Annotated in this window: 29 protein-coding genes; 13 read left to right on the forward strand and 16 right to left on the reverse strand. The window is 68.2% G+C overall.

What is annotated here, in order from left to right; translation table 11 throughout:
* Positions 1-163: 163 nt before the first annotated feature.
* The gene (locus tag BN976_RS11620; RefSeq protein WP_036370855.1) at positions 164-763 is read left to right on the forward strand and encodes a dihydrofolate reductase family protein; all 600 of its coding nucleotides are present in this window, start codon (positions 164-166) and stop codon (positions 761-763) included.
* Positions 764-777: 14 nt separating this feature from the next.
* On the opposite strand, the gene BN976_RS11625 is transcribed toward BN976_RS11620, so the two are convergent.
* Complete coding sequence (locus BN976_RS11625) at positions 778-1,227, reverse strand: SRPBCC family protein (protein WP_199558945.1); 450 nt, start codon at positions 1,225-1,227, stop codon at positions 778-780.
* Positions 1,228-1,335: 108 nt separating this feature from the next.
* Between BN976_RS11625 and BN976_RS11630 the strand changes: the two genes are divergently transcribed.
* Genes BN976_RS11630 through BN976_RS11640 form a run of 3 tightly spaced genes read left to right on the forward strand, consistent with a single transcriptional unit; the run spans position 1,336 to position 4,188 of the window.
* Positions 1,336-2,121 (forward strand): SDR family NAD(P)-dependent oxidoreductase, encoded by a 786-nt coding sequence (locus BN976_RS11630; RefSeq protein WP_036370859.1) that lies wholly within the window; start codon positions 1,336-1,338, stop codon positions 2,119-2,121.
* The gene (locus tag BN976_RS11635) at positions 2,118-2,957 is read left to right on the forward strand and encodes an SDR family NAD(P)-dependent oxidoreductase (protein WP_011781796.1); all 840 of its coding nucleotides are present in this window, start codon (positions 2,118-2,120) and stop codon (positions 2,955-2,957) included. Before BN976_RS11630 ends, BN976_RS11635 begins: the two co-directional genes overlap by 4 nt.
* A gap of 40 nt (positions 2,958-2,997) precedes the next feature.
* Positions 2,998-4,188, forward strand: a complete 1,191-nt coding sequence (locus BN976_RS11640; protein WP_011781797.1) for an AI-2E family transporter — start codon at positions 2,998-3,000, stop codon at positions 4,186-4,188.
* Here BN976_RS11640 and BN976_RS11645 read toward each other — a convergent pair.
* Both BN976_RS11645 and BN976_RS11650 read right to left on the reverse strand, forming a co-directional pair.
* The gene (locus BN976_RS11645; RefSeq protein WP_011781798.1) at positions 4,169-4,966 is read right to left on the reverse strand and encodes a dienelactone hydrolase family protein; all 798 of its coding nucleotides are present in this window, start codon (positions 4,964-4,966) and stop codon (positions 4,169-4,171) included. The two genes, BN976_RS11640 and BN976_RS11645, sit on opposite strands and share 20 nt — an antisense overlap.
* 13 nt (positions 4,967-4,979) lie before the next feature.
* Positions 4,980-5,705 carry a DUF4245 domain-containing protein gene (locus BN976_RS11650; RefSeq protein WP_011781799.1) on the reverse strand — a complete coding sequence of 242 codons (726 nt, stop codon included), beginning with the start codon at positions 5,703-5,705 and terminating at the stop codon, positions 4,980-4,982.
* Between the two features lie 54 nt (positions 5,706-5,759).
* Here BN976_RS11650 and glpX point away from each other — a divergent pair, with 54 nt between their 5' ends.
* From glpX to BN976_RS11665, 3 genes are all read left to right on the forward strand, one after another.
* Positions 5,760-6,788, forward strand: a complete 1,029-nt coding sequence (glpX, locus tag BN976_RS11655) for a class II fructose-bisphosphatase (protein WP_011781800.1) — start codon at positions 5,760-5,762, stop codon at positions 6,786-6,788.
* A gap of 33 nt (positions 6,789-6,821) precedes the next feature.
* On the forward strand, positions 6,822-8,237 hold the full coding sequence (locus BN976_RS11660) for a class II fumarate hydratase (RefSeq protein WP_011781801.1): 1,416 nt from the start codon (positions 6,822-6,824) through the stop codon (positions 8,235-8,237).
* Positions 8,238-8,410: 173 nt separating this feature from the next.
* Positions 8,411-8,641 (forward strand): hypothetical protein, encoded by a 231-nt coding sequence (locus tag BN976_RS11665; RefSeq protein WP_011781802.1) that lies wholly within the window; start codon positions 8,411-8,413, stop codon positions 8,639-8,641.
* Between the two features lie 29 nt (positions 8,642-8,670).
* On the opposite strand, the gene BN976_RS11670 is transcribed toward BN976_RS11665, so the two are convergent.
* The 3 genes from BN976_RS11670 to BN976_RS11680 form a co-directional block, all read right to left on the reverse strand.
* The gene (locus tag BN976_RS11670) at positions 8,671-9,414 is read right to left on the reverse strand and encodes a polysaccharide deacetylase family protein (protein ID WP_011781803.1); all 744 of its coding nucleotides are present in this window, start codon (positions 9,412-9,414) and stop codon (positions 8,671-8,673) included.
* Positions 9,415-9,416: 2 nt separating this feature from the next.
* Positions 9,417-10,745 (reverse strand): RNA 5'-3' helicase PhoH2, encoded by a 1,329-nt coding sequence (locus tag BN976_RS11675; protein WP_049778261.1) that lies wholly within the window; start codon positions 10,743-10,745, stop codon positions 9,417-9,419.
* A 202-nt stretch (positions 10,746-10,947) separates the two neighbouring features.
* Entirely contained in the window at positions 10,948-11,775 is an 828-nt protein-coding gene (locus tag BN976_RS11680) for an acyl-ACP desaturase (RefSeq protein ID WP_011781805.1), read from the reverse strand.
* Positions 11,776-11,910: 135 nt separating this feature from the next.
* Here BN976_RS11680 and BN976_RS11685 point away from each other — a divergent pair, with 135 nt between their 5' ends.
* Positions 11,911-13,110 carry an IS30 family transposase gene (locus BN976_RS11685; RefSeq protein ID WP_011778787.1) on the forward strand — a complete coding sequence of 400 codons (1,200 nt, stop codon included), beginning with the start codon at positions 11,911-11,913 and terminating at the stop codon, positions 13,108-13,110.
* Between the two features lie 65 nt (positions 13,111-13,175).
* On the opposite strand, the gene BN976_RS11690 is transcribed toward BN976_RS11685, so the two are convergent.
* Together BN976_RS11690 and BN976_RS11695 are read right to left on the reverse strand one after the other, a co-directional pair.
* Positions 13,176-14,639 carry a glycine hydroxymethyltransferase gene (locus tag BN976_RS11690; RefSeq protein ID WP_011781806.1) on the reverse strand — a complete coding sequence of 488 codons (1,464 nt, stop codon included), beginning with the start codon at positions 14,637-14,639 and terminating at the stop codon, positions 13,176-13,178.
* Between the two features lie 100 nt (positions 14,640-14,739).
* Positions 14,740-15,936 (reverse strand): hypothetical protein, encoded by a 1,197-nt coding sequence (locus BN976_RS11695; protein WP_036370863.1) that lies wholly within the window; start codon positions 15,934-15,936, stop codon positions 14,740-14,742.
* Positions 15,937-15,966: 30 nt separating this feature from the next.
* On the opposite strand from BN976_RS11695, the gene coaA reads away from it, so the two are divergent.
* Positions 15,967-16,905 (forward strand): type I pantothenate kinase, encoded by a 939-nt coding sequence (gene coaA / locus BN976_RS11700; RefSeq protein WP_011781808.1) that lies wholly within the window; start codon positions 15,967-15,969, stop codon positions 16,903-16,905.
* A gap of 27 nt (positions 16,906-16,932) precedes the next feature.
* Here coaA and BN976_RS11705 read toward each other — a convergent pair whose 3' ends face one another.
* The 4 genes from BN976_RS11705 to BN976_RS11720 all read right to left on the reverse strand — a co-directional run bounded on the left by BN976_RS11705 (position 16,933) and on the right by BN976_RS11720 (position 20,156).
* Positions 16,933-17,343: a hypothetical protein gene (locus BN976_RS11705; RefSeq protein WP_011781809.1), complete on the reverse strand. Its 411-nt coding sequence runs from the start codon at positions 17,341-17,343 to the stop codon at positions 16,933-16,935.
* 99 nt (positions 17,344-17,442) lie between these two features.
* The gene (locus tag BN976_RS11710) at positions 17,443-17,859 is read right to left on the reverse strand and encodes a hypothetical protein (RefSeq protein ID WP_011781810.1); all 417 of its coding nucleotides are present in this window, start codon (positions 17,857-17,859) and stop codon (positions 17,443-17,445) included.
* Between the two features lie 153 nt (positions 17,860-18,012).
* Positions 18,013-19,362, reverse strand: a complete 1,350-nt coding sequence (locus tag BN976_RS11715; RefSeq protein ID WP_011781811.1) for a hypothetical protein — start codon at positions 19,360-19,362, stop codon at positions 18,013-18,015.
* 2 nt (positions 19,363-19,364) lie between these two features.
* The gene (locus tag BN976_RS11720) at positions 19,365-20,156 is read right to left on the reverse strand and encodes a (2Z,6E)-farnesyl diphosphate synthase (RefSeq protein ID WP_036371366.1); all 792 of its coding nucleotides are present in this window, start codon (positions 20,154-20,156) and stop codon (positions 19,365-19,367) included.
* Between the two features lie 56 nt (positions 20,157-20,212).
* Here BN976_RS11720 and trhA point away from each other — a divergent pair, with 56 nt between their 5' ends.
* Positions 20,213-20,944: a PAQR family membrane homeostasis protein TrhA gene (gene trhA / locus BN976_RS11725; RefSeq protein WP_011781813.1), complete on the forward strand. Its 732-nt coding sequence runs from the start codon at positions 20,213-20,215 to the stop codon at positions 20,942-20,944.
* A 319-nt stretch (positions 20,945-21,263) separates the two neighbouring features.
* Here trhA and BN976_RS11730 read toward each other — a convergent pair whose 3' ends face one another.
* Genes BN976_RS11730 through mca form a run of 4 tightly spaced genes read right to left on the reverse strand, consistent with a single transcriptional unit; the run spans position 21,264 to position 24,801 of the window.
* Positions 21,264-21,635: a nuclear transport factor 2 family protein gene (locus tag BN976_RS11730; protein WP_011781814.1), complete on the reverse strand. Its 372-nt coding sequence runs from the start codon at positions 21,633-21,635 to the stop codon at positions 21,264-21,266.
* A 10-nt stretch (positions 21,636-21,645) separates the two neighbouring features.
* Positions 21,646-23,649: a thioredoxin domain-containing protein gene (locus BN976_RS11735; protein ID WP_011781815.1), complete on the reverse strand. Its 2,004-nt coding sequence runs from the start codon at positions 23,647-23,649 to the stop codon at positions 21,646-21,648.
* Positions 23,636-23,932: a hypothetical protein gene (locus BN976_RS11740; RefSeq protein ID WP_011781816.1), complete on the reverse strand. Its 297-nt coding sequence runs from the start codon at positions 23,930-23,932 to the stop codon at positions 23,636-23,638. Before BN976_RS11740 ends, BN976_RS11735 begins: the two co-directional genes overlap by 14 nt.
* Entirely contained in the window at positions 23,929-24,801 is an 873-nt protein-coding gene (gene mca, locus BN976_RS11745) for a mycothiol conjugate amidase Mca (RefSeq protein WP_011781817.1), read from the reverse strand. The genes BN976_RS11740 and mca overlap by 4 nt, the downstream gene beginning before the upstream one ends.
* Before the next feature lie 117 nt (positions 24,802-24,918).
* Between mca and BN976_RS11750 the strand changes: the two genes are divergently transcribed.
* The 3 genes from BN976_RS11750 to BN976_RS11760 all read left to right on the forward strand — a co-directional run bounded on the left by BN976_RS11750 (position 24,919) and on the right by BN976_RS11760 (position 26,780).
* Positions 24,919-25,341, forward strand: coding sequence for a DUF4307 domain-containing protein (locus BN976_RS11750; RefSeq protein ID WP_036371368.1), 423 nt, complete (start codon positions 24,919-24,921; stop codon positions 25,339-25,341).
* A gap of 228 nt (positions 25,342-25,569) precedes the next feature.
* On the forward strand, positions 25,570-26,064 hold the full coding sequence (gene greA, locus BN976_RS11755) for a transcription elongation factor GreA (protein WP_011781818.1): 495 nt from the start codon (positions 25,570-25,572) through the stop codon (positions 26,062-26,064).
* 44 nt (positions 26,065-26,108) lie between these two features.
* Entirely contained in the window at positions 26,109-26,780 is a 672-nt protein-coding gene (locus BN976_RS11760) for a GOLPH3/VPS74 family protein (protein WP_036370865.1), read from the forward strand.
* The last annotated feature ends 25 nt before the right edge of the window (positions 26,781-26,805 follow it).

Here is a 26,805-nt window from a genome sequence, read left to right on the forward strand (position 1 = left end):
TGGGCCTCACCACCACTGACGGATCGACGCTAACGCAAAATATCTGCTCAAGGCGCCGTTTGCTGAATGCCCGGACCGCGGGACGCCACTGCCACCGGGCCCGCGATGAGTTCGGCGCTGTGGAGCGGTCGATACGGCAGACCCCAACCCACAAGGAGCCCACATGAGAAAGCTCACCGCAGGTCTGTTCATCGCGCTGGACGGCGTCGTGGAAGCGCCCGACCAATGGCATTTCCCGTACTTCGACGACGCGATGGGCGAGGCGGTGAACGCCCAACTCGGCTCGGCGGACACGCTGCTGCTCGGCCGGGTCACCTACGACAGCTTCGCCGGGGCCTGGCCGCTGCGGGAGGCCGAGGGCGGCGAAGACGCCGAGTTCGCCAAAGCCCTCGGCGACGCGCGCAAAATCGTGGTGTCCCGGCAGAACCTGCGCTTCTCGTGGCGCAACTCCGAGCAGATGACCGGCGGCCTCGTCGAGGCCGTCACCGCGCTGAAGAACGGACCTGGTGACGGCGACATCGCGATGAGCGGTTCACCGTCGGTCGTCCGTCAACTCCTGCAGGCCGGCCTTCTGGACGAGCTGCATCTGCTCGTGCACCCGATCGCGGTGCGCAAGGGTGCGCGCCTGTTCGACGAGGGGACCCCGATCCCGCTGAAGCTGCTGACGTCGAACACGTTCGACAGCGGGGTAGTGCACCTGGTGTACACCCGCGACGACCAGACCCGCTCCGGCGGGTATGAGGACGCGAAGTCCCGTTTGTAGCGGGACGGCCGCGCTCAGCCCGTTTCGGCCGTCCGCTTGATCGCCTCGAGGGTGGCCGGGATGCCGCTCCTGGCCGCCTCGCTGCGCTTGGCGATCTCGGCGTCCCCGGTCTCCCCGTAGCGTTCGCGGAGTCCGGCGACACCTTCGGGCAGCAGCTCCCACGATTCGGTGAGGCGGGTGCCGCCGTCCTCGGCCGCCATCTCGTAGCCCCAGTACGTCCAGCCGTGGTTGACCTCCCACGCGAACTTGCGACCGGGATCGGCGGCCACCACCTGGCAGCGGGCCTCCCAGGTCCGTTCCGGTGTCACGTTGCGGCCGGTGAACCACGCGCCCACCTGGGGCCCCGCACCGTCGTCCCACCAGCAGGCCCTACAGACCGGGCTCCACTCGCCCATCCTGGTGACGTCGGCCACCAGCGCATACAGCTGCTCGGGCGATACGGCCACAGAGATCGACTCGGACATCTTCAGCTCGGTCACGCCGGTGATTCTGCCAGCCCACGACTATTGCGCTTTCCAGTGCCGGGTGTGAAGTTGGAACGCGTTCCACACCATCGTCGAAAGGCCAACCGGATGAGCGACAGTAGCGATCGGGCCGGCAGGGAGGCCGTCGTCGTCGGCGGCGCCTCCGGCATCGGGTGGGCCACGGCGACCGCGCTGGCAGCCGAGGGGTGCCGGGTGACGATCGCCGATCTCAACGTCGAGGGGGCCCGCGAGCGCGCCGCCGGGCTGGGCGCCGAGCACGCCGCGGCCCATGTCGACGTCACCGACGAAGACTCGGTGCAGCGACTGTTCGAGGACGCCGGCCCGATCGACATCGCGGTGAACTGCGCCGGATTCAGCAATGTCGGTCTGATCACCGACATGACCGCCGCGGATTTCCGCGCCGTCATCGACGTGTGCCTGACCGGCGCATTCATCGTCACCAAACACGCGGGCAGGCACCTGCGTGAGGGCGGCTCGCTGGTTCAGATCAGCTCACTCAACGGCAGGCAGCCCGCGGCCGGGATGAGCGCCTACTGCGCGGCCAAGGCCGGGCTGTCGATGCTGACCCAGGTCGCCGCGCTCGAACTGGGCCCGCGGGGCATCCGGGTCAACGCCGTCGCCCCCGGCTTCGTGCACACTCCCCTGACCGCCGCGGCCGCCTCGGTGCCCGGAGTGGTGGAGGACTACGTCGACAACACCGTGCTCGGCCGCGCGGGCACCGCCGAGGACATCGCCAATGCCGTTGTCTACCTCTGCGCTCCGGGATCCTCGTGGTTGACCGGTGAGGTGCTCGACATCAACGGCGGCGCCCACCTCAAGCGCTACCCCGACGTGATGGGGCATGTGATGAGGCTGGTGGAGCAGTCGTCGTGAGGTTCACGGGGAAGCACGCCATCATCACCGGCGGCGGATCCGGGATCGGCGCCGCGCTGTGCCGCGCTCTCGATCGGGCCGGCGCGCAGGTCGTCTGCACCGACATCGACGAAGCGGCCGCCGGTGCGGTGGTGTCGACGCTGAGCCCGCGCGCCCGGGCCGCCCGTCTCGACGTCACCGACGCCGCCGCGGTGCAGGGCGTCGTCGACGACGTCGTCGCGCGGACGGGACGCCTCGACCTGATCTTCAACAACGCCGGCATCGTGTGGGGCGGTGACACCGAACTACTGACGCTCGACCAGTGGAACGCGATCATCGACATCAACCTGCGCGGTGTCGTGCACGGCGTGGCGGCGGCCTACCCGCAGATGCTGCGACAGGGCCACGGGCACATCGTCAACACCGCGTCGATGGCCGGGCTGACCGCCGCCGGTCAGGTCACCAGTTACGTGGCAACCAAGCATGCCGTCGTCGGGCTGTCGATGGCGCTGCGCTCGGAGGCGGTGCCCCGCGGTGTCGGAGTCCTCGTGGTCTGTCCCGCCGCCGTGGAGACCCCGATCCTGGACAAGGGCGCGGTCGGCGGGTTCGTCGGCCGTGACTACTTCCTGCAGACCCAGGGCGGCAGGGCCTACGACGCGGACCGGCTGGCCCGGGACACGTTGCGCGCCGTCGAGCGCAACAAGGCCATCCTGGTCAAACCGACAGTGGCACAAGCACAGTGGTGGTTCGCCCGGCTGGCTCCCGGGCTGATGAACCGAATGGCGATGAGGTTCGTCACCGGACAGCGCACCCGACAGGTGGACCGATACCCGTCGAGCGCCGCCGACACGGGATAGGGTTGCGCTCGGCATCCGAACGGGAGCCGGGAGGGCGCGGATGAGAGACGATTTCACCCTCACCCAGAAGCGCGCGCTTGCGGTGCTGACGGTGATCGCGCTGGCATTCGCCGCCTACTTTCTGCGCACCTACTTGCTGCTCATCGCCATCTCCGCGGTGCTGGCCTACCTGTTCACACCGTTGAACAACCGGTTGCTCACCAGGATGGGGTCGGGGGCGGCCGCGACGGTGACCCTGCTGGCCGCGATCGCAACGGTGGCGCTGCCGCTGTCCGGCGTCGCGTTCCTGGCCTTCCTGCAGATCAGCCAGATGGTGACAGGCATCAGCCAGTGGGTGGAGAGGACCGACTTCACAGCGCTGGGCCAGCGACTGCTCGACTCGGCCAATCAACTGCTGGCCCGCATTCCGTTCATCGACACCACGCTGACGCCGGAATCGGTGCGCGACGCGCTCGCCACCATCGGCCAGAAGGCCGGCGAGTTCGCGCTGGGCTTCGCCCGCGACTCGGTGGGCGGGATCGTCGCAATGGTGACCGCCCTGATCCTCTTCATCTACGTGTTCCTGGCGCTGCTGACCAACGGCACCAAAGTGCTCGACCTGTTCCGCGACCTGAACCCGTTGGGACAGCAGGTGTCCGACATCTACCTGGCCAAGGTCGGGGCGATGGTGTCGGCGACGGTCAAGGGGCAGTTCATCATCGCCGTCTGTCAGGGCGTCGCCGGGGCGGTCTCGGTGTACATCGGCGGCATCCACGACGGCTTCTTCATGTTCGTCATCTTCCTTACGGTGTTGTCGTTCATTCCGTTGGGCGGCGGCATCGTGACGATCCCGCTGGGTGTCGGGATGGCGGTGTTCGGCAACCCGGTGGGCGGCATCTTCGTCATCGTGTTCCACATCATCGTGGTGACGAACATCGACAACCTCCTGCGTCCGTTCCTGGTGCCCAAGAGCGCGCACCTGCACCCGGCGTTGATGCTGCTCGCGGTGTTCGCCGGGCTGCAGATGTTCGGGTTCATCGGCATCGTGCTCGGACCGGTGCTGATGATCGTGATCGTGACGACGATCAGCGTCTACCTCGTCGTGTACAAGGACGCGCCGATGGAGTCGATCACCGGCACCGGCGGCGACCCGGCGGACGACGACGCGGTACGGGAGATCCCGTGGTGGCGCCGCCTCCTGCCGGGCAAGCCCAAGCCCGCACCGGAGCCCGCTAAGTCAGCCGCTCCGTGAGGAATTCGACGACCCGTTTGCGCGCCTCGTAGGCGGGATGACCGTCGCGTTCGACCACCTGGTCGGTCAGCACCGAATGCGCCGCGCGGCCGATGCCGTGCGGGTTGCCCCGCTTGGAGCTGATCTCGATCACCTCGAACGCGTCCCCCAGTCGGGCCTTGAGGGTGGTGAACCGCGCCGCCGGGGCCATCGGGTCCTCGCTGAACCGCAACCCCAGCGCGCACAGTCCCTCGTCGGCGGCGCGGCGCTCGATCACCGCGAGTTCGGCTTCGGACAGGCCCGGATCGCGGCGCTGCTTCGGTGTCAGCGGCAGCGGCAGCGACGGCTGACTCATCACCGGGGCGAGCACGCTGTCGTCGACCGCGGCGGCCAGTGCGAACCCGCCCGTGAAGCACTGCCCGATCACGCCGACGCCCTTGCCCGGCGTGTCGTCGTTGAGCTCGCGCGCGAGCGCGCGCAGGTAGTGCGCGACCGGCCGGTCGGCGTTGGTGGCGAACGCCGCGAACTCCTTGGCGATGCACCCCTTCATCAGCACCGGCAGGGCGCCCGGCCCCAGCGCAGGCGCCCCGGGCGTCCCGAACAGCGACGGCGCCCAGACGGTGAAGCCGTTGTCCACCAGGTGATTACCGAGGGCGAGCACACCTGGGTGCAGGCCGGGCATCTCCGGGATGAGGACCACACCGGGGCCTTCGCCCTTGCGGTACACGTCGTAGGTGAGTCCGGCCGCCGTGAACGGCTCGGCGGTCCAGCCGCGCAGGTCTGCTTCTGGTCCGCTCATCGCGTCTCCTGGGTTACGTGACCGGCAGCGGCGCCTGGGATTGCGTCGCCGCCGCCAGCGTACGGTACTCGTCGGTACCTCCGGCGCCGGTCACGGCGAGTTGCGCAGGCCCGGTGGGGCCGCGGACCTGCGCCGTCCACACCGGCTCGGTGGGTTTCCCGTCGACTTCCCCGCCCTCGTAGACCACCCACCGGACACCGTCGACGTCCTGGGTTCCGGTCGGTACCAGCTCCGGGCTGAACGACGCGACCAGCTTGTCCTCGTCGGCATTGCTCTGGGTGATGCTCAGATACATCCCGCTCGGGGTCAGATAGCCGACGACGGCGCCGACCGCCCGCACCGGCTGCCCGGTCACCGGGTCGGTGCGTCCACCCTCGATTCCCTTGCGGCTGCCGGAGTTGGCCTGCCAGCCGTCGGGCAGCTTCGGCACCCTGATCGGGATCTTGAGCGCGGCCGCGTCGGCCTGCAGCGCGGCGGGCGCGTCATAGTCGGGCGCCGGCCCGGGTCCGGGACCTGTCGGCGCGAACGAGCACATTCCGAGCAGCCCGGCCAGCACCACACACGCCACCACCAGCGGCGCCATCGACCAGAACATGTCGCGGCCGTCCTGCAGGAGTCGCGACTTGGCGGGGGCGGCCACCGGCGTCATGACGTACTCGGCAGGGCGGTGGCCTGCGGCGTCAGACTCACGGCCCGGGTCCGCAGAGACCTCGGGACCCGGCTCGGGCGGCGTCGTCATGTCAGCCAGTATCCCAGCTCCCAATTGCCGACCCCCTAATGGGACAATCTGCCCATGAGCTCCTCGCGACGTGAAGCCCCAGACCGAAATCTCGCCCTTGAGCTCGTGCGGGTAACCGAGGCCGGGGCGATGGCGGCCGGCCGTTGGGTCGGCCGCGGCGACAAGGAGGGCGGCGACGGAGCGGCCGTCGACGCGATGCGCGAACTTGTGAACTCGGTGTCGATGCGCGGTGTCGTGGTGATCGGCGAGGGCGAGAAGGACAACGCCCCGATGCTTTACAACGGAGAAGAGGTCGGCAACGGCGACGGGCCGGACTGCGACTTCGCCGTCGACCCGGTCGACGGCACCACCTTGATGAGCAAGGGCATGCCCAACGCGATCTCGGTGTTGGCGGTCGCCGAGCGCGGAGCGATGTTCGACCCGTCGGCGGTGTTCTACATGCACAAGATCGCCGTCGGTCCGGACGCCGCCGACGTCATCGACATCACCGCGCCGATCGCCGAGAACATCCGCCAGGTCGCGAAGGTGAAGAACTCCAGTGTCCGCGACCTGACCGTGTGCATCCTGGACCGTCCGCGCCACCAGCAGCTGATGGCCGACGTCCGGGAGGCCGGCGCGCGCATCCGGCTGATCTCCGACGGCGACGTCGCGGGTGCCATCTCGGCGTGCCGGCCGAACTCGGGCACCGACATGCTGGTCGGCATCGGTGGCACCCCGGAGGGCATCATCGCCGCGGCGGCGATCCGCTGCATGGGCGGCGCGATCCAGGCCAAGCTGGCCCCCACCGACGACGCGGAACGCCAGAAGGCCCTCGACCGGGGCCACGACCTCGACCGGGTGCTGACCACCGAGGACCTGGTGTCGGGCGAGAACGTCTTCTTCTGCGCCACCGGGGTCACCGACGGTGATCTGCTCAAGGGCGTGCAGTACTACGGCGGCGGTTGCACCACCCAGTCGATCGTGATGCGGTCGAAGTCGGGCACTGTCCGGATGATCGAGGCCTACCACCGGTTGTCGAAGCTCAACGAATACTCCGCCGTCGACTTCACCGGCGACAAGACCGCCGCCTACCCGTTGCCATAGACCACCCCCACCAAACAGACGAACAGGGAGCCAATGACCGACAGCGCCGTCGACAACACTGAGTACCGCATCGAGCACGACACCATGGGCGAGGTGCGGGTGCCCAAGAATGCGCTGTGGCGCGCGCAGACCCAACGAGCGGTGGAGAACTTCCCGATCTCGTTCCGGCCGCTGGAGCGCACCCAGATCCGCGCGCTGGGCCTGCTCAAGGGCGCCTGTGCGCAGGTCAACAAGGACCTCGGGCTGCTGGCCCCCGAGAAGGCCGACGCGATCATCGCCGCCGCGGCCGAGATCGCCGACGGGCGCCACGACGACCAGTTCCCGATCGACGTGTTCCAGACCGGGTCGGGCACCAGCTCGAACATGAACACCAACGAGGTCATCGCAAGTATCGCGGCCGCCAACGGGGTCACGGTGCACCCGAACGACGACGTGAACATGTCGCAGAGCTCCAACGACACCTTCCCGACCGCCACCCACATCGCGGCCACCGAAGCCGCTGTGCGCCATCTGATCCCGGCCCTTGAGGTGCTGCACGAGTCGCTGGACGCGAAGGCTCGGCAGTGGCGTACCACGGTGAAGTCCGGCCGCACGCACCTGATGGACGCGGTGCCGGTGACGCTGGGCCAGGAGTTCGGCGGCTATGCGCGCCAGATCCAGGCCGGCATCGAAAGGGTAAAGGCGTCCCTGCCCCGCCTCGGCGAGCTGGCGATCGGCGGCACCGCCGTCGGCACCGGGCTGAACGCGCCCGACGGGTTCGGCGCGAAGGTCGTCGACGTGCTGGTCGACCAGACCGGCATCGCCGAATTGCGCACGGCGGTGGACTCTTTCGAGGCCCAGGCGGCGCGCGACGGACTGGTCGAGGCGTCGGGTGCGCTGAAGACGATCGCGGTGTCGCTGACCAAGATCGCCAACGACATCCGCTGGATGGGATCCGGCCCGCTGACCGGACTCGGCGAGCTGCAGCTGCCCGATCTGCAGCCGGGCAGCTCGATCATGCCGGGCAAGGTCAACCCCGTCATCCCCGAGGCCGTCACGCAGGTGGCCGCCCAGGTCATCGGCAACGACGCGGCCGTCACGGTCGGCGGGCTGTCGGGAGCGTTCGAGCTCAACGTCTACATCCCGATGATGGCGCGCAACCTGCTGGAGTCGTTCACGCTGTTGGCCAACGTGTCGAAGCTGTTCGCCGCCAAGTGCATCGACGGCCTGGTCGCCAACGACGACCACCTGCGTGAGCTGGCGGAATCGTCGCCGTCGATCGTGACGCCGCTGAACTCGGCGATCGGCTACGAGGAGGCCGCCAAGGTCGCCAAGCAGGCGCTGAAGGAGAAGAAGACCATCCGGCAGACCGTCATCGACCGCGGCCTGATCGGCGACAAGCTCTCCGAAGAGGAGCTGGACCGCCGGCTGGACGTGCTCGCGATGGCGAAGGTCCGCGACGGAAGCTAGCGCGAGGAGCCAGGGGCTGCGCGGAAGCTGGCGCGAGCGATTTCGTTCCCGGAAGATCTCTCAATCGCCTGACGAATCGTCAAGACAGGCACAAGATTAGGGGCGCATCGGACTCGCCGTCGGCTTCGTCGGCCCGGCGGCGGGTCATTCCAGGTACGAAATCAGGAGGCGCGGTGACCGCTACCCTCGACCCGACAACGGCGTCCACTCCGACCGCCCTGGTCACGACGGCCGCGAGCCAGCCCGCCCTGCGGACCGGTGCCGTCCTGCTGGGGTTGGCCTCACTGGTGGATCTGTCGAAGGCCAAACGCGGTCGGGGCGCGGATCGCGTGCTGGCGGTGTCGGGTGCGGCTGCCGCGGGATGGCTGCTGACCCCGCGATTTCGGCGCGGTTTTCGTCGCTGAGCGGCGATAACCACGCCGAAATCGCCCGGTCAGGGCGGAGTCCCGTAGAGGCTGCCGGGCGGTCGCGGACCGATCATCTGCGAGACGGTGACCAGGTGGTAGCCGTTCGCCCGGAGCACCGGGACGAACTCGGCCATCAAGTCGACTGTCGACGCGAAGGTGTCGTGTAGCAGTACCACCGAGTTCGGCCGAATCTGCTCCGTCAGCGCCGCGCGGGTGGCGGCGATGTCGGTGTCGTTCTCCCAGTCGAGCGGGATGACGTCCCAGTTGACCACCGCCAACCCCTGGCTGCCCGCGGCGGCCAGCACGGCGTCGTCGACCGCGCCGAAAGGCGGGCGCATCAGCGTGGGCCGTTCGCCGGTGGCCCGTTCGAGTACCTCGGTGGCCCTGCTCAACTGGGCCGGAAGCTCCTGCGGCGGGATCGCCGTCAAGTCGGGATGGCTCCAGGTGTGGTTGCCGATCTCCATACCGGCATCGACGATGCGCCTCGCCGCGGCGGGATCGGCGGCCACCTTGTCGCCGATCAGGAAGAACGTCGCCTCGGCGTTGTTGGCGCGCAGGGTCTGAAGCAACCGGTCGGTGAAAGGCCCCGGCCCGTCGTCGAACGTCAACGCCACGCATTTGACCCGTGCGCAGTCCACGCTGTCCGCCGCGGCGGGGGCTGGCACGGCGGCGATGAAACCGCCGACAAGCCCCAGCAGTATCGCCGCCGAGCGGATCCGGCGCGCTCGAGCACCCCGGGTGTCGTATTGCGCGCCGGATCCGCTCGTCACGGTCAAGGCAGGGCGCCGGGGCTGATTTCCTCCAGCATCTCGGTGACCAGGGCCGCGATCGGCGAGCGCTCGCTGCGGAGCAGCGTGATGTGGGCGAACAGCGGGTGGCCCTTGAGCTTCTCGATCACGGCCGCGACACCGTCGTGACGGCCGACGCGCAGGTTGTCCCGTTGCGCCACATCATGGGTCAGCACCACCCGGGAGCCGGCGCCGAGGCGCGACAGCACGGTCAGCAGCACGTTGCGCTCCAACGACTGAGCCTCGTCGACGATCACGAACGAGTCGTGCAGCGAACGCCCGCGGATGTGGGTCAGCGGCAGCACTTCGAGCATGCCGCGGGAGAGCACCTCTTCGAGCACCGCCGGGCTGGCGAGGCCTTCGAGTGTGTCGAACACAGCCTGGGCCCAGGGACCCATCTTCTCGCTCTCGCTGCCCGGCAGGTATCCGAGATCCTGTCCACCGACCGCGTAGAGCGGACGGAACACCACGACCTTGCGCTGGGTGCGCCGCTCCAGCACCGCCTCCAGGCCCGCGCACAGCGCCAGCGCCGACTTCCCGGTGCCGGCTTTGCCGCCGAGGGACACGATGCCGACCGACTCGTCGAGCAGCAGATCGAGGGCGACGCGTTGTTCGGCTGACCTTCCCCGGAGGCCGAACACTTCGCGGTCACCCCGTACCAGCTGCACCCTCTTGTCCGCGTTGACCCGGCCCAATGCGTGAGAGTTGCTGCCCAGCATGCGAATTCCGGTGTGGCACGGCAGATCGCGGGCGGCTTCGAGGTCGATCTCCCCGTCGGCGAACAACGCGTCGACGTCCGCGCCGGGCACCTCCAGCTCAGCCATGCCGGTCCACCCGGAGGTGACGACGTCCTGCGCGTGGTATTCGTCGGCCAGCAGACCGACCGCGCCGGCCTTGACCCGCAGCGGGATGTCCTTGCTCACCAGCGTGACGTGCTTGCCCTCGGCGGCGAGGTTGGCCGCCACGGTCAGGATCCGCGCGTCGTTGCTGTCGGTACGGAAGCCCGCCGGCAGCACCGTCGGGTCACTGTGGTTGAGCTCGACGTGCAGCGTACCGCCTTGCGCCCCAACCGGAATGGGCTGATCCAGGCGCCCGTGCTCCAGACGCAGATCATCGAACATGCGCAAGGCCTGTCGGGCGAACCAACCCAGCTCGTGGTGATGCCGTTTGGCTTCGAGCTCGCTGATGACGACCAGCGGAACCACCACTTCGTGTTCGGCGAACCTCGTGATGGCCCAGGGATCGGACAACAACACGGAGGTGTCGAGCACGTAGGTCCGGAGATCGGGTTGCCGGCTCTGCGATTGGGTCACGTAGCGCTCCTCGAGGCTGCGCGAGTTCCTGCGGCCCCACACGAACTTCTCGGTGGACACACAGGCGGTCTCAGGACCGGGGCCGGTCCTTTCAATCGGGACCGCCCGGACAGCAGAGCATGTCGCTAGCCATCGGAATCGACGCTACTCCGGGTGCCGCAATCACGCCCTGCAGGCGCGCCGGGGCCGAACGTCGCGTGCGTTAAGAGCTGATGAACTGCTTGAGTTCGGGCTCGTCGGCCAGGCCCCACGCGGCGATCCGGTCGGAGACGACCTTGCGCAGCTGGTCGCGGTCGAAGATGCCCGCCTCCGCGACCGTTGCCACCTTGTCCTGGTAGGCGTCGATGTCACCGCCGACGACGTCGAGACCGGCGGCGCGGCGCGCGATGGCCGCCACCGTTTCCTCGCGCGTGTAGGTCAGGCAGTGCGCGACGAGGTTGGCGAAGAACTCCTCGTGGCGTTCCTCGTCCTTGGCGATGCGACCCACCAGCGCCTTGAGCACCGGCTCGGTGATCTGCGCCTCGAGGTTCCTGCAGTACACGGCGTGCGCGCGCTCCCACAAAGCCATGAACGCCAGCGTCTCCACCTGGGTGTAGGTATCGGCGCGGTAGCCCTTCATCACATGCTCGACGCGGACGTCCTCGTTGGCAGCCGGGTCCACCTCACGGGTCACCACCAGGTAGTTGCGCAGCGCGATGGCGTGCAGGTGCTCCTCGGCGGTCCAGCGGCCCATCCACCGGCCCCATTTGCGCTCGAGGATGAAGTGCTCGACGAGCTCGCGGTGGTAGCCGGCGAGGTTGTCCTTGGTGATCAGCAGGATCTCGCACGCGTCGGTGACCGCCTTGGGCAGTGTCACCTGCGACGGGTCCCAGTCGCGGCCGCCGAGGAACGCGAAGTTCTCGCCCTCTTCGAACGGCACGTAGTCGTGGGCGTACCAGACGTCCTCGGTGTCGAGGTGACGCCGCAGCTCCTGCAGAACCACGGGCTCCAGTTCCAGCGTCAGCGCATTAGCGACAGGTTTCTGTGCCATGCAGTTACAGTAACCCAATTCTGTGGGAATCGTAAAATTCCCCGCCCGGCGCGTCGCCGAAATTGCATTCCAGCAGAAGAACACCGAGGCGGATTCATACGGTCAGTGCAACATCCATTGATTTGAGGAGTTGCTATGCCGTCGGGAGTGCCGGTGCCGTTGTCGGTGAAGCGGGTGTTTTTCGATTTGGTCTGTGGCGGGATGACCACCACGGAAGCGTCGGTGCAGGTGGGTGTGTCGCGCCGGACCGGATGGTCGTGGTGGCGTCACGCTAGGGGCATGAAACTGCGCAAAGGTGGCGACGGACTGGGTGGATTGGCGCAGGTCGGTGATCTGACCCGTACCGGCGGGCGTGGGCATCGGCTCAGCTTCACCGAACGCTATGAGATCGACCGCGCCTTACAGGCCGGGCTCAGCTACGCCGCGATCGGCGATCAACTGGGGCGCGACCGCTCGGTGATCTGGCGTGAAGTGCAGCGAAACCGGCTGCCCGATGGCACGTATCACGCGTTGATGGCCCATGCCCGGGCCACCGAGAACGCCCGCCGGCCCAAAGCGTTCAAACTCGACGACCCTGGGCTGTGCGCGGACATCGAGGCGTGGATGGACCAGGGCTGGAGCCCGAAACTGATCTCCCAGGTATTGGCCCGCGACGCCGGCAGTGCCAAGGTCAAGCGGGTGAGCCACGAAACCATCTACCAAAGCCTGTATGTCCAAACCCGTGGCCAGCTACGCGCTGATCTGCACAAATGTCTGTCCACCTCACGAACTCAGCGCAAGCCGCGCGGTCAGACTGAACGACGCGGCAGGTTCGGCGACGTGATGCGCATCAGCGCGCGGCCTGCCGAGGCCGCCGACCGGGCGGTGCCCGGGCATTGGGAAGGGGATCTGATCATCGGCGCCCGTGGTGGCAGCGCGATCGGGACTTTGGTTGAACGCAGCACCCGGTTCACCATCCTGCTGCATCTACCTGGCGATCACACCGCCGAGACCGTGGCTGCGGCGATGCTCAAAGCCATGGGCGATTTGCCCGACCATTTACGCCGTTCGATCACCTGGGACAGGGGCAGCGAAATGGCCGGATGGCAAGACATTTCGCTGCAGCTGCAATCACCGGTCTACTTCTGTGATCCGCACTCGCCGTGGCAGCGCGGCACCAACGAAAACACCAACCGGCTCCTGCGGTTCTGGTTCGAGAAAGGCACCGACCTCAGCGGCTACACCCCCGACGACCTCAAAGCCGTCGCCGACAAACTCAACACCCGACCCCGACCCACCCTCGATCTGGACACACCCGCCCAACGCATGGCCCAACTCCTTAGCCAAGCCGCCTAATGGTTGTCATAGCCACTTGACTTTGAGCGAGTGGCGTCCTGCTGGAATGCAATTTCGGCGGGGATCTACAGCGTGAGGCCCGGGTAGAGCGGGTTGGCGTCGAGCAACTCGGCGGCCGCGGCGCGCACCCGCTCCGCAGTGCCGTCGGCCAGCGTGTACTTGGCCTTCGACGGGCCGTTCGGGCCCGCGGCGGGCTGGGTGTTGCTCAGCACCTCCACGACCAGCTCGGCGACCCGGTCGAAGTCGTCGGCGCCGAAACCGCGGGTGGTCAGCGCCGGCGAACCGAACCGGATGCCGCTGGTGTACCAGGCGCCGTTCGGGTCGGCCGGGACTGCGTTGCGGTTGGTGACGATGCCGGAGTCCAGCAGCGCCGACTCGGCCTGCCGCCCGGTCAGCCCGAACGACGTCACGTCGAGCAGCACCAGATGGTTGTCGGTGCCGCCGGTGACCAGGCTGCCGTCCCGCTTGATGAAGCCGTCGGCCAGGGCCTGGGCGTTGTCGGCGACGGCCTGGGCGTACGCGCGGAACTCCGGCCGACGCGCCTCGGCGAGCGCGACGGCCTTGGCGGCCATCACGTGCGACAGCGGGCCGCCGAGCACCATCGGGCAGCCCTTGTCGACGGCGGGTGCGTACTCCTCGGTGGCCAGCACCAGACCACCGCGGGGGCCGCGCAGGGACTTGTGCGTCGTGGTCGTCGTGATGTGCGCGTGCGGCACCGGGTCCTCGTCGCCGGTGAACACCTTGCCCGCCACCAGGCCGGCGAAGTGCGCCATGTCGACCATCAGCGTCGCTCCGACCTCGTCGGCGATCTCGCGCATCTTGGCGAAGTTGACCCGGCGCGGGTACGCCGAGTAGCCGGCGACCAGCACCAGCGGCTTGAACTCGCGCGCCGCCGCGGCGACGGCGTCGTAGTCGATGAACCCGGTTGCCGGATCGGTTCCGTACTGGCGCTGGTGGAACATCTTGCCCGAGATGTTGGGCCGGAAGCCGTGGGTGAGATGCCCTCCGGTGTCCAGCGACATACCCAGCAGCCGCTGGTTGCCGAGCTTGGCCCGGAGCTTCTCCCAGTCCCCCTCGGACAGGTCGTTGACGTGCTTGGCGCCCAGCTCGGCCAGGCCCGGGGCCTCGACGCGGGTCGCCAGGATCGCCCAGTACGCGACCAGGTTGGCGTCGATGCCAGAGTGCGGCTGGGCGTAGGCGTACGGCGCCCCGAACAGCTCGCGGGCGTGCTCGGCGGCCAGCGCCTCGACGGTGTCGACGTTCTGGCAGGCTGCGTAGAACCGGTGCCCGACGGTGCCCTCGGCGTACTTGTCGGAGAACCAGGTGCCCATCGTCAGCAGTACCGCAGGCGACGCGTAGTTCTCGCTGGCGATCAGCTTGAGCGAACCCCGTTGATCGGCAAGCTCTTTGCGGGTGGCTTCGGCGACACGAGGTTCGACGGACTCGATCACCCGCAGCGCGGCGCGATAGGCCTCGCTGGCGGTGGCTGCGTAGTCGGCACCCTGACCTGACGGGGACGAAGAAGTCATGGCAGGAAGCCTAGTCGGGCCTGCGCTACCGAGATTGCACTGGTGGCCGTGACCGGCGACGATCTGCGACCGTCAGCGCAATATCGGCGTGCTTCGTCGGCTAGGCGGCCCGCAACGACGACGGGATCAGCGGCTCGTCCAGCAGCGTCCCGAACCGTTCCGCCAGGCTGACGCCGTCCGGGCGCGCGTCCAGCCATCCGCGCAGCAGCCGGTATCCCTCGACGTAGGTGCTGGTATAGGCGCGCCACAGCGGCGAGGACAGAAACCGCAGCATCTGACGCGCCCGCTCGTCGTTGACGAGCAGCCAGCGCTTCAGGAAGTCCGCGACGTCGTCGGCGTCACGGTGTTCGTCGTGCAGCATCAGCGCGGCGTCCTGACGGACGTCGGCCAGGGCGGCCGTCGCCTCGGCGATCGTCTCCGCCCGCTCACCGTCGAATCGCAGCCCGAGGTCGGCGTAGATCTCCGAGGCCCAACTCCCCCACCCCGGTCCGACCGCGGCGTAGAGCGCGAGGTCGGCCAGACCCTCGGCCATCAGGCACTGCGGGGTGTTGACCAGGAAAATCGTCTGCTCGATTTGGCCCTTGCCCTCGACGAGACCGGCCTCTTTGCGGCAGTGTTCGGTGTGATGGCCGGGGTAGGACTCGTGGGCCACCAGCCGCGGCAGGTTGGACATCTGCTGTTTGAGGTCGGCGTTGACCGCGACGGTCGACTGGTAGTCGCCTTTGTAGTAGTTGAACCCCGACCACGGCTTGTCCGTGACGACCTCGTAGGTGATGGTCTCGCGGGCCGGCAGCGGGAAGGTGGCGCGGACGCGGTCGCGCAGCGCGCTGGAGAACGCGTGGATGGCTTCTTCTAGGCGGGCCGGCGGGATCTCCTCGGCGGCGCGGTAGGCCTGGATCCGCTCGGCCAGCGGCCCGTCGCCACCGAGCGCGTCGTCGAGTTTGGCGTGCGCCTGCCGGTACCGATCGGGGTCGCCCTTGGTGATCCGGACGTCGAAGTACGCCTCGACCTCGTCGACGAAGCCGACCTGTTCGCCGGCGAATTTGCGTCCTGCGCAGGCCAGCGCGCGCAGGTGGGACCCAATGAACATGGCACGCCGCTCCTCCAGTCCGGCAGGCAGTTCGGTGAGCAGTCGCTCGGCTTGGCGCACCAGGTCGGCGGGGTCGGGTCGGGGTTCGGACTCCACCACGCGTCGCAGCGCGGGGTCACCGGTGAACGAGTCGACATAGCCTTCCTCGACCCTGTCGAAGCGCAGTCCGAGCAACAGGTATTCGCGGATCAGGGTGCCGGGCTCCATATGTACAAAGCTAACTGCAAGACTGTGCCCATGGCGCGGCTGAGCGAACCCAGCCCCTACGTGGAGTTCGACCGGACCCAATGGCGGGCACTGCGCATGTCGACCCCGTTGAAACTGACCGAGGACGAGCTCGTCCGGCTTCGGGGCCTCGGCGAGAAGATCGACCTGCTCGAGGTCGAAGAGGTCTATCTGCCGCTGGCCCGGTTGATCCATCTGCAAGTGGCGGCCCGGCAGGCGCTGTTCGCGACGACTGCCCAATTCCTCGGCGAACCCCAGCAGAACCCGGACCGTCCGGTCCCGTTCATCATCGGCGTCGCCGGCAGCGTGGCGGTGGGCAAATCGACCACCGCCCGTGTGCTGCAGGCGCTGCTGGCGCGCTGGGAGCACCACCCCCGGGTGGATCTGGTCACCACCGACGGTTTCCTGTATTCGAACTCCGAGCTGAGCCGACGAAACCTTATGCACCGCAAGGGTTTCCCGGAAAGCTATGACCGCAGGGGGCTGATGCGGTTCGTCACGGCGATCAAGTCGGGCGCCGACGCGGCGTGTGCACCGGTGTACTCACATCTGCTCTACGACATCGTCGCCGGCGAAAAGCAGATCATCGAGCACCCGGACATCCTGATCCTCGAGGGCCTCAACGTGCTGCAGACCGGCCCGGCGCTGATGGTGTCCGACCTGTTCGACTTCTCGGTGTACGTCGACGCGCGTATCGAGGACATCGAGAACTGGTACATCTCACGGTTCCTGTCGATGCGCGCGGGCGCGTTCGCCGACCCGGCCTCACACTTCCACCACTACTCCACGTTGACCGACGAGCAGGCGGTGTTCGCCGCCCGCGACATCTGGCATTCGATCAACCGGCCCAACCTGATCGAGAACATCCTGCCGACACGGCCGCGGGCGACGCTGGTGCTGCGCAAGGACTCCGACCACTCCATCAACCGTCTGCGCCTGCGCAAGCTGTAGCACCGCCCGCGTGGTTAACCGCGCCGATCACTTAGGGATACGACGCACGCCCTGGTACTGCAGTTCGGCCATCACCAGGGTGTAGACGCCGGTCCCGAGCGTGAGAGCGATGCCGACAGTCGTCAGCGGCCACACACCGATGACCACGACGGCGATGGTGGCGACGGTGAAGAGCGCGTTTCCTAACGCCAGCACCAATCCGGACCCTCGCACTGCCGGGCGCGCGGCGAGTGCGAGGACGACCGCGCTGAAGACGACGAACGACGCGCCGATCGTGTACTCGACGGACGGTGTCGTACCGGATATTTCGGCCACCTGTGGGGCGAAGATCAACAGGCCGATGCCTGTCAATCCGCTCAGAACAGCGTCGGCGCGCATCGCAACGCGCAGCAAGGTGTCGGTCGACTCGTTGAGTCGCGCGGAGATGGTTGTCGCCATGGTGGTGGTTCCCTTCTTTTCTTTTCTGGTGCGGATTCGAATATCTGGCCGGTACCGGAGCCGACGCCACGACCTCTTGTGACGGCGGCTCCGGACCGGTCATGCCGGGGTGCGGCGCACCCCGAGGTATTGCAGCCAGGCCAGGCCGACGGTGGAGGCGGTGAAGGCCACGGTCGCGGCCACACCGAACGTGGTCAGCGGCAGCCATCCCGCCGCGAGGACTACCGCGACGGCCAGGGTGAAACCGACGTTGCCGACGAGAACGGCGACGCCCACGCGGCGGACGTCGCGCATCCGGGCGGCGCTGTACAGCAGCGCGCCGTAGCCGACGAGCGCGGCGCCGACGATCCATTCGGCGGTCGGGGTGAGGCCGGACATCCGCGCGAGCGGATCGGCGGCCATCGCGACGAACAGTCCGACGCCGGCGCACAGCGTGGCGTCGGCGCGTATCGCGAAGCGCAGCAACTGCGGATCCGGACGGGTTGCCTGCCGGTGCCTGCTGGTGATGGCGGTCATGTCTGTCAGCGTCGGCGGCGGGCACTGCCAGATCGACGCCGGACACTGCCAAACGCTGCCAACCGCAGGTCAGCGCCCTGCGCCGAAATTGCATTCCAGCAGGCGTCCTCTCGACATTTGTCTGCTGGAATGCAATTTCGGCGGGTCTCGAAGCTAGTGGGCGGCGACGAGGTTGCTGCGCAGATCGGTGGCGATGACGCGCGCGGCCGCGTTCTGCCAGTTGTGCAGTGACCGCTGCGGCACCTCGGTGACCAGCCACTGCCAGGCCTGCCGGGCCGGCGGGTCCAGGCCGGCGGCGGTGGCGTTCTGCGCGTACGCGCGCACGCCGACGACGTACGGGAAGTACAGCGCGTTGTAGTGGCGCCACTGCTCGGTGGTGCCGAAGTCGCCGCCGTCGCGCGGTTTGAGGGCGGCGATCCGTTCGGCGAGCAGTGCCCGCAACTCGTTGGCGCGCTCCAGCGGCTGGTCGGGGGCGCCGCGACGGGACAACCGCTCGTCGATGACCGGCAGCGCGGTCAGCGGGCTGGCGACCAGTTTGGACAGGTCGCCGTAGTGGCCGAGCGCGCGGCGGGTGACACGCACGAAGGTGTCCTCGTCCATTCCGTCCAGCGGTCCCGCCGAGCGCAGCGGGAGCGCGGCCTCGGTGCCGCGCAGCGTGGCGCGGTCGGCGCGCAGGTCCGGGGAGCGGGAGAACGCGACCCGGTCCAGCAGCCCGGCGAGAGGGTCGGCCAGCACGTTGATCGCGATCGCGATGCCCAGGCTGGTGAACAGCAGCACCGCCAGCGTCGTGCTCTGGCCGGTCACCGCCAGCCCGATCAACAGCTGCCCGCCGAACAGCACGGCGACGACCGTGGTGCCGACGAACGACCGCAGCATGTCCTTGCGCAGCGCGTGGCCTTCGTCGAACGCGTCGCCGATGGCGACGGCGACGCCGAGCAGCGCGACGTCGAATCCGGTGGACGCCAGCGCCAGCCAGCTGGGCACCAGTCCGAGCGGAATCACCAGGATCGCGTTGCCCAGCGCGAAGAACAGGGTCGCGACGATGACGAAGCCGATGACCTGTCCCGGCTGCGAGCGGCGGACGACGGCGTGGATCATCGCGCCGACCGAAGGCAGCGACACCGCCGCGAACATCACCCAGTGCCCCAGGCGCAGCGGGCCGTCGACATCGCCCACCATCGTCGCGCCCAGGAACGCGACCGCTGCGACGCCCGCGACGAGCCCCACCTCACCGGCACGGCTGCGCCAGGTGTCACGCGGCCGGGACAGCTCCAGCAGCACGGCGAACCAGGCGATGCCCGGCACGGCGACGAGATAGATCTCGACCCGGCTCAAGGTCGCGGAGGCGCTGACCACGCGGACGGCATCCAGCGCCACCACGAGCGCGAAGCTGGTCAGCCCGGTCGCGGCCAGCACCAGCACGGCTTTGCGCGGATCCCGCGCCAACAGGTACAGCCCCAGCCACCAGCTCAGTGCGAAGACCAACGCTGACAGGGCGAGCATGGCTAGCGTCCGTAACGGCGGTGCCGTGCGCTGTAGTCGCGCAGCGCGCGCAGGAAGTCCACCCGGCGGAATTCCGGCCAGTAGGCCTCGGTGAACCACATCTCCGAGTAGGCGCTCTGCCACAGCAGGAATCCGGATAGTCGCTGCTCTCCCGAGGTGCGGATCACCAGGTCGGGATCGGGCTGTCCGGAGGTGTACAGGTTCTCCGAGATCGCCTCGGCGGTGACGGATTCGATCAACTGCTCGCCGGTGAGCCCGTTGGCCAGTTCCTTGCTCAGCAGCGCCCGCACCGCGTCGACGATCTCCTGGCGGCCGCCGTACCCGACGGCGACGTTGACGTGAAATGTGCCCCCGTTGCCGTCGGTGGAGGACACCGCATCGCGCAGCCGGCGTGCCGACTCCTCCCCGATGAGTTCGAGATCACCGACGGTGCGCACGCTCCACTGGTTGGCCGGTGCGCAGATCTCCTCGACGACCTCGGTGATGATCTCGATCAACGCCGACAACTCTTCGGTGTCGCGCTGCAGGTTCTCGGTCGACAACAGATACACCGTGGCCATTTCGATGCCGGCTTCCTGGCACCAGCGCAGCATCTCGGCGATCTTGCGGGCACCCGCACGGTATCCGTAGCTGACGTCGTCGTGACCTGACTCACGTGCCCAGCGCCGGTTACCGTCGCACAGAACGGCTATATGCCGGGGCAATTCAGACCGCGACGCCGTGAGCCCCTGACGCAGACGCAACTCGTAGAGCCGATACATCGGTTCCTTGAGGCGTCGCGGAATGAGGTCCACGATCATCCAGACTACTGTGACCCGAGGAAGCCTTTAGGCCACTCAGCGGAGGTGAAATGCCGACAACGCTCGAACCGTGGTACACGGCCGACTCACCGGGGGAACCGGAGGACCTTCCCGAAGCAGTCGCCGAAGGCGTCGCCCAATTCCTGGGCAAGCCGCGGCTGCGGGGCTGGATCCACGTGTACTCGGCGGTCATCGCGGTCATCTGCGGCGTCACCCTGGTCGCGGTGTCGTGGTCGTTGGAGTCGACACGCGCGGGCATCGCGACGCTGATCTACACGCTCACGATTGTGGCGATGTTCACCGTCAGCGGGGTCTACCACCGGGTCAACTGGACATCGGTCACCGCACGCAAATGGATGAAGCGCGCGGACCATTCCATGATCTTCCTGTTCATCGCGGGCAGCTACACGCCGTTCGCGTTGCTGGCACTGCCGGAGCGGGACGGCATGGTGCTGTTGTGGATCGTGTGGGCAGGCGCGCTGGCGGGTGTGGCGCTGAAGATGCTGTGGCCGTCGTCGCCGCGCTGGCTCGGGGTACCGCTCTACATCCTGTTGGGCTGGGTCGCGGTGTGGTTCATCGGCCCGATCGCCCACGGCGCGGGAGTGGCCGCGGTGGTGCTTCTGATCGTCGGCGGTGCGCTCTACAGCATCGGCGGCGTGCTGTATGCGCTCAAGTGGCCGAACCCGTGGCCGACGACGTTCGGGCATCACGAGTTCTTCCACGCCTGCACCGCGGTCGCGGCGATCTGCCACTACATCGCGATGTGGTTCGCCGTCTTCTGAGCACCCCTCGGCGCCACACCCCCTCGCGCCCCCGCCCCTCGGCGCGCGCCCCGGCGCGAGCGTGCGTGTCTGCGGGCGACACACCGCCAAATCACGCGATTGTGCGCACGCTCGCGACCCAGGCGACAGACAGCCCGCCGGCGCCTACGGCACGAGCGTGCGCAAACTCCGTCCACTGCACGGTGTGTCGGCCACAGACACGCACGGTCGCGCAGGCTACGCGCGCACGCTCGCCCAAGCTACGCGCGCACGGTCGCGCAGGCTACGCGCGAACGCTCGCGCAAGCTACGCGCGAACGCTCGCGCAGAAAGCGACTTGCTTAGGACAGCTGGGTGATGTTCTGCGGGCCCCAGTACGCCTTCATCGACGTGATCTGGCCTTCGCCGTTGAACGTCATCACCTCGATGGGCTCGATGCGCATCGCGCCGCCCACGGTGATCGCGAAGAGAAACGCCGCCTCGTGTCCGCCGGCGCGGAACGAGAGCAGCTCGGTCTTGATCTCGCCGCCCTGGATGGCCTTGTAGAACCCGGCGATGGCCTGCCGACCGATGTGCACTTCGCCGCCGCCCACCGGATCTTCGAGGGTGGCATCCTCGGCGTAGAGCGCGGCGACGTCGTCGGCGCTGCCGCTGACCACCGTGTCGAGGTACCGCTGGACGAAACCCTGCAAGACATCCGGCTCGAAACTCATGTGCGGCACGCTACACGGACGCCCCCAGCGCGGTGGCGAGATCCTCGACCGTGGTGACGGGCAGGTCACAGACCCGGCCGCGGCACACGTAGGCGGCGTCCGCACCGTCGACCCGGGGCCGGTCGCGCAGCAGCTCAGACGAATTCACCTCGCCACCCACCACGACGGCTCCGCCGGGTGCCAGCCTGCGCGCCGCGGCCAGCAGCGCCGAATCGGCCCCGCCCGCCACGGCGATCTGGATGGGTCCGCGCACGGCCGCTTCGGCCACCGCGAGCCAGTGCCCGGCCGAGCGCGGGACGCGCGCCAACAACACCGTAGCGCCGGCCATCGTCGCCTCCGCCGCGGCGGCGTAGCGCTGCGCAGCAGCCTCGGGTGCCAGATGTGCCGCCAGCTGCAACGCCTCGGCGATCAGCGACGCTCCCGACGGCGTCGCACCGTCGAGGGGATCCGACGGCCGCAGCATCAGCTGCTCGGCGTCGTCGGCGACGTCGAACCAGCGGCCGACCTCGGCGGAATCGGAGAAGTGGTCGAGCGCGAGATCCAGCAGGCCGGTCGCCTCCTGCAGCCACACCCGCTCCCCCGTCGCCTGGTGCAGTGCCAGCAGCCCGGTCGCCAGCGCCGCGTGATCCTCCAGCACCGCCATGCTGTCACCCACGACTCCGCCCAGGCTGGAGCGCCGGAGCCGGCCGTCCACAAGATGCGCGTCGAGCAGCGTCCGAGCGCATTGGATTGCGGCACTGAGATATTCGGGGCGATCCAGAACCGACGCCTCGACCAGCGCGGTGATCGCCAACCCGTTCCAGGCGGTCACCACCTTGTCGTCGCGCGTCGGCTGCGGCCGGGTGAGTCGCGCGGCACGCAGCGCATCTCGGACACGCACGAACCGGTCGGCGTCGTCGGGGTCGGCGCGCATCTGCAGCACCGATGCACCGCCTTCGAACGTTCCGGCCGCGGTGACACCGAAAAGCTCTGCAGCCCAACGTCCGTCACCCTCCCCGAGCACCTCGCACAGCTGCCCGGGAGTCCACACGTAGGTCAGCCCCTCGACCCCGGCGGTGTCGGCATCCAACGACGACACGAACATCCCGCCGACCCGCAGGTCCTCGATCAGAAATCGCACTGTCTCGTCGACCACTCTGTGCGCCAACGGATTTCCGGTTCGGCGCGCCCAGTGTGCATACACCCGCAGCAACTGGGCGTTGTCGTACAGCATTTTCTCGAAGTGCGGCACCACCCACGCCGCATCCACACTGTAGCGGGCGAAGCCGCCGCCGAGCTGGTCGTAGATGCCGCCGCGGGCCATCGCCTCACAGGCCCGGCTGACCGCCGCGAGCGGTGCCGGTGAGCCGGTGCGTTCGTGGTTGCGCAGCAGCGCCTCCAGCAGCGCTGACGGCGGAAACTTGGGCGCGGCGCCGAAGCCGCCGTCGACGGTGTCCTCATCGCGCAGCACCGCGGCCGACGCGTCGTCACACACCTCGGCTGCGACGGGCGGCCCGCCGCGCGGCAGACCGGAAGCCATCGACCGCAACTCCGCGGCGATCTTGTCCGACGTCTCCTCCACATCGGCACGCCGGGTGCGCCACGTGTCGACGACCGCGGCCAGCAGCTGCAGGAAGCTGGCCTTCGGGTAGTAGGTACCGCAGAAGAACGGCCGGCCGTCAGGGGTCAGGAAACAGGTCATCGGCCAGCCGCCCTGACCGGTCAGCGCCACGGTGGCGTTCATGTACACCGCGTCGAGGTCGGGGCGCTCCTCGCGGTCGACCTTGATGCAGACGAAGCCGGCGTTCATCGCGGCGGCCACCTCGTCGTCCTCGAAGCATTCGTGGGCCATGACGTGACACCAGTGGCAGGCCGCATAACCGATCGACAGCAGGATCGGCACGTCGCGTTCGGCGGCCAGCGCCAGCGCGTCCGGCGCCCACTGCTGCCAGTGCACCGGGTTGTCGGCGTGCTGCCTCAGATACGGGCTCGTCGCCCGTGCAAGCGAGTTCGTCGAGCCGTCAGCCCGACTCACGTTCCGTCCCGTCGGTCCGGTTGTCGTTGGTCGGATCCGGCTCGGCGGCGACGGAACCACCGTCGGCCGGCGCAGCGGCTGCAGTCTCGTCCTCGTCGAACGACTTCGGCAGCCGGCGCAGGTGCTTGTTCATCGACCACACCAGACCGAAGACGGCGATCAGCAGCAGCACCACGATGATCAGACCGAACGGGCTGGCCTTCCCGAAGTCGGGCCCGGTCTGCCGTGGGCTGTCCTGGGCCAGGGTCATCAGGTCCAGACCCAGCATCACCGCATCACTCACTCGTATCCCTCGATTCCGGCGAACAGGTGGGTCTCGGGCAGCGTTACCGGAACCCTGGACCGGGCCAACTCGAACTCTTCGGTCGGCCACAACCGCTGCTGCCACTCCATCGGCGTGGAGAAGAAAAAGCTGTTCGGGTCGATCTGCGTGGCGTGCGCCAACAGGGCCTCGTCACGCTGGGCGAAGTACTTGGCGCACTCGATCCGGGTGGTCACCCGCTTGGCGAGCAGATCCTCGTCCGGATCCCACTTCTCCAGCCAGGTGGCGAACGGACCTTCCTTGCCGTGCTTGGCGAACTCGTCCTGCAGCACCTGCATCCGCTGCCGCAGGAAGCCGTGGTTGTAGTACAGCTTCAGCGGCGTCCACGGATCGCCGGCCTCGGGGAACAGTCGGTGATCGGCGGCGGCCTCGTACGCGGCGACGGACACCTGGTGGCACTTGATGTGGTCGGGGTGCGGGTAGCCGCCGTTCTCGTCGTAGGTGGTGATGACGTGCGGCTTGAAGTCACGGATCACCCGGACCAGAGCGTGGGTGGGGACCTCGAGCGGCTCCAGCGCGAAGCAGCCCTCGGGCAGCGGGGGCGGCGGGTCGCCCTCGGGCAGCCCCGAGTCGACGAAGCCCAGCCAGTGATGCTCGACACCGAGGATCTCCGCGGCCCTGGCCATCTCGTCGCGGCGGATCTCGGCCATCCGGCCGTGCACCTCGGGCAGATCCATCGCCGGGTTCAGGATGTCTCCGCGTTCCCCGCCGGTCAACGTCACGACCATGACGCGAACGCCCTCGTCGACGTAACGCGCCATCGTCGCGGCACCCTTGCTGGACTCGTCGTCCGGGTGCGCGTGGACGGCCATCAACCGAAGTTCGCTCAACCTGGTCCTTCTCAGCTGGTCACCTGCTTGCCCACTCACGCACAAGTTCAACCACGCGAGTGGCCTTATAGTTCCAGGTCTAGTAGACCCATCCGAACGACGGGCATGCAAAACGAGATGATCGAACGACCCACCGCACGCTACGGGCGGCAGCGGCTCAGCCGGCGCACGCGCCGCTGGATCGCCATCGGGTTGACGGCATTGGTGGTGGTGACAGGTGTTGCGCTGGCCACCATCGCCTTCTCCCGCTTCGGTTCCAGCGAGGTCAAGGGCGAGCTGGGCGGCTACGAAGTCGTCGATCCCCAAACCGTCGAGGTGACGATCAGCGTCACCCGCGACGATCCGTCGCGACCGGTGGTGTGCATCGTGCGGGCCCGCTCGTACGACGGCGACGAGACGGGCAGGCGCGAGGTGCTGGTTCCGCCGTCGACGGACGCTACGGTGCAGGTCACCACCACCGTCACGTCGAGCAGACCAGCGGTGATCGGCGACGTCTACGGGTGTGGAACGGACGTACCCGGGTATCTGGTCGGAGGCTGAAGGAAGGCCACGCGACGAACTCCGGCCTGCGAAATCGTGAAATCCGGGTGGCCCGGCGGTGCTATGCTGGCCTGATACACGGTTCCTGCTGGGGCCGTGTATTGCTGCATTTTGGAGCGCAGAAGCGACGCTCGCGGTGGCGGCAATACACGCAGGCAGTTCCCGGCGCCGTGCCCAGAGCATCTTCACACGCGACAAGCGCGGAAGTAACAACGACAGGAGCGCGACATGACCGACACACAGGTCACCTGGCTGACCGAAGAGTCCTATGACCGGCTGAAGGCCGAGCTCGACCAGCTGATCGCCAACCGCCCCGTCATCGCCGCCGAGATCAACGACCGCCGCGAGGAAGGCGACCTGCGCGAGAACGGCGGGTACCACGCCGCTCGCGAGCAGCAGGGCCAGGAAGAGGCCCGGATCCGCCAGCTGCAGGAGCTGCTGAACAACGCCAAGGTCGGCGAGGCGCCCAAGCAGTCCGGCATCGCGCTGCCCGGTTCGGTGGTCAAGGTCTACTACGACGACGACGAGAAGGACACCGAGACCTTCCTGATCGGCACCCGCGAGCAGGGTGTCAGCGACGGCAAGCTCGAGGTGTACTCCCCCAACTCACCGTTGGGCGGCGCGCTGATCGACGCCAAGGTCGGCGAATCCCGGTCCTACACCGTGCCCAGCGGCAACACCGTCAAGGTGACGCTGGTCAGCGCCGAGCCGTACCACGGCTGATTCCGCGGGCGGCGGTCCCGCGCAGCCGCGTTAGTCTCCAGCACATGGCGCAGATCGCCGAGGACCTGTTCCTGCTGCTCGTCGACAACGCGTCCGCGCAGCCCGCGCTCGACGGATCGCGCCGTGAGCATGTGCTCGCGGCGGCGACCTTGCTCGATCTGGCCCACGCGTGCAGGGTCCGTCCCGCCGTGACGGGCGAGCCGGTTCCGGAAGGCAGGCTGGTGGCACTCGACGCCCCCGGGCCGCTGGATCCCGTGTCGGCCCGTGCGTTCGCCCTGCTGCGGGCCAAACCGCTGCGCCCTGACGCGGCGATCAAGAAGCTCGGCAGGGACAGTCAGAAGCTGTTGGTCACGTCCCTGACGCAGGCCGGCCAGATTCGTCCGACGGCCCGGCCGGGCAAGCTCTTCGGGCGTTCCCGGTCGTTTCCGCTGACCAATCGGGATCGGGTGGGTGCCGCGCGAGCAGCACTGATGGCAGCGTTGTTCGACCGGACGCCGCCCGCACCGGCGACGGCGGCCATCATCACCGTGCTGCACGCGGTCGACGGTCTCGGCGCCTTGCTGAGCCTCAACGATCGCGGCTGGCGCTGGGTACATGCCCGCGCGGGCGAGATCGCAAGCGGCAGTTGGGTTGACGAGTCACCGACGGCGCTACCGGAGGTGAACCTCGCGGTCACCGCGTCGGCGGTTCGCCAGGCGTTGGTTCAGCTGGCCTAGCCGGCCATCGGGCTCAGCCGGCCAT

The organism is Mycolicibacterium austroafricanum (assembly GCF_000612725.1).
In the GTDB taxonomy this organism is placed as follows: Bacteria; Actinomycetota; Actinomycetes; order Mycobacteriales; family Mycobacteriaceae; genus Mycobacterium; species Mycobacterium austroafricanum.